The organism is Aeromonas simiae, from assembly GCF_000820125.1.
GTDB classification, from domain to species: domain Bacteria; phylum Pseudomonadota; class Gammaproteobacteria; order Enterobacterales; family Aeromonadaceae; genus Aeromonas; species Aeromonas simiae.
The window spans coordinates 151,615-153,363 of sequence record NZ_CDBY01000057.1 but is presented as its reverse complement, the minus strand read 5'-3'; the positions used below and the strand labels follow the sequence as shown (position 1 = coordinate 153,363).

Here is a 1,749-nt window from a genome sequence, read left to right as displayed (position 1 = left end):
GGCCAGCACAGGGGCAAACAGGGGAGGGCGGCGGCGGGCCTGCCACCACCAGAGCAGCCAGGGGATCAGAGCCAGCAGCCACAGGGGGCGCAGCAAGGTGAGATCACCCATGACGCCTCCTCGGCCAGCGGCCAAGGCCGGGAGTGAGCAGCAGCAGGGCCAGCGCCAGTGGCCAGGGGTAGAGCTCCTGGCTCGGCTGGGCGCGCTGTCGCGGCGCGGCGGTGGGCTCGAGGCGGGCCAGGGTGCGGTTCATGGCGCCGAGATCCCCGGCCGAGCGGGCGCGAAAGTAGCGTCCCTGACCGATGGTGGCCAGCTCGCGCAGCAGGGGCTCGTCCAGTTCGCTGCTGGGATCGCGCTGCTCGGGGGGCAGTAGGGGGGCGTCGGGATCGGCCCCCACCCCCAGGGTATAGAGGCGCAGCCCCTCCTGGGCCGCTGCCTTGGCCTGCTCGAGGGGATCGGCATCCCCAGCCGTGTTGCGCCCGTCGGTGATGAGCAGCACGGCGGTGGGTGCGGCGCGGGTGCGGTGTTGGCGGGCCACGGCGAGCGCCTCGCCGATGGCGGTGGTGCGCCCGGCCAGATCGAAGTCGAGCTCGTCGGCCAGGGTGAGCAGGGCGGCATGGTCTCGGGTCAGCGGCGCCAGCAGGTAGGCGTGATCGGCAAACACGATGAGGCCGATGCGATCGCCAGGGCGGGCGCGGATCAGCTCCCCCACCAGTCGGCGCACCGCCTCAAGCCGGCTCTGCTGACGGGCGCCGTCGAGCATGTCTTCGGCCCGCATGCTGTCGGAGAGATCGACCGCCAGCAGCAGATCGCGGCTGGGGGTCCACTCGGTCTGCGGCGGCGCCAGCCACAGCGGCCGGCACAGGGCCAGCACCAGGGCGCACCAGGCGAGCAGGGCTGGCCACTCGCGGCCATCCGGGGCGCGCCACAGACGGGCAAAGCCGTCGTGGTGCAGGGCGCCGTGGCGCCGTGGCGGCGCCCCAAAGCGGATCAGCAGCGGCAGGGCCAGCGCCAGCAGCGCCCAGGGCCAGGCCAGGGTGAGGGCGCCGCTCATGGCTGCCACCTGAGCGGGGCCGGGCAGGCCGCCAGCAGGCGCGGCAGGGCCGCTTCGATCGCCTGCGCCGCCGCCGGTGGCACCGGCTGTGCGCCATAGATCCAGCCATCCCACTCGGGCGCCCAGCTGCTGAGGCGGGCGCCGCAGCGGGTCTCGAGGGCGGCGAGCCAGGCCGGGGTCGGCTGGGTGGCCAGATCGGGCCAGCGGCTGGCGGTGAGGCGGCGCAGGGCGGCGTGGCGCTCGGGCCAGGGGGCCACCTGCCAGTGTCGCAGCCAGGCCCGTCGGCGCCGCCATTGGCGCCCCCGGATGAGCAGCGGCAGCAAGGCGAGCAGCACCAGCAGGAGTGATAACGCCGTGAGGCGGCCCTCGTCGAGCGGTGGGGCTGGGTGGATATCGCGCAGCGGGGCGAGCCAGCTCAGATCAGTCGACATGGCCCCTCCTGCCACTGCTCGGCCAGCGGCCGGCCGTTGTCGAGGCGATAGAGGCGCTCGACCAGGGGCAGCAGTTGTGCCAGCTGCGCCTCATCCTGGGCGCGGGCCGCCGCGGCGTAGTCATGGCGGCGCTCCCCATCGAGCCAGCCGCGCCCGGAGTGGCTGATCACCGGCACTCTGGCGTGGGGCGGCAGTGCCAGCTCGAGGGGATCGACAATTTGCCACAGCCGCAGCGGGTGGCGCCGGGCCAGCTGGCCCATCCAG

The 1,749-nt window shown here is 74.3% G+C and carries 2 protein-coding genes and 1 pseudogene; all 3 read right to left on the bottom strand.

Going from position 1 to position 1,749, the window contains the following annotated elements; genetic code table 11:
- Window positions 1–103: 103 nt before the first annotated feature.
- On the bottom strand, window positions 104–1,054 hold the full coding sequence (locus tag BN1134_RS11860; protein WP_042047442.1) for a VWA domain-containing protein: 951 nt from the start codon (window positions 1,052–1,054) through the stop codon (window positions 104–106).
- Complete coding sequence (locus BN1134_RS11855) at window positions 1,051–1,485, bottom strand: hypothetical protein (protein ID WP_156991749.1); 435 nt, start codon at window positions 1,483–1,485, stop codon at window positions 1,051–1,053. The genes BN1134_RS11860 and BN1134_RS11855 overlap by 4 nt, the downstream gene beginning before the upstream one ends.
- Window positions 1,470–1,749: pseudogene (locus BN1134_RS18900) on the bottom strand (DUF58 domain-containing protein); the annotation flags it as partial. The gene BN1134_RS11855 and the pseudogene BN1134_RS18900, both read right to left, overlap by 16 nt.

Excerpts from the sequence above, each read along its gene's own strand:
- BN1134_RS11860 (WP_042047442.1), bottom strand. The coding sequence starts at position 1,054 with ATGAGCGGCGCCCTCACCCTGGCCTGGCCCTGGGCGCTGCTGGCGCTG.
- BN1134_RS11855 (WP_156991749.1), bottom strand. The coding sequence starts at position 1,485 with ATGTCGACTGATCTGAGCTGGCTCGCCCCGCTGCGCGATATCCACCCA.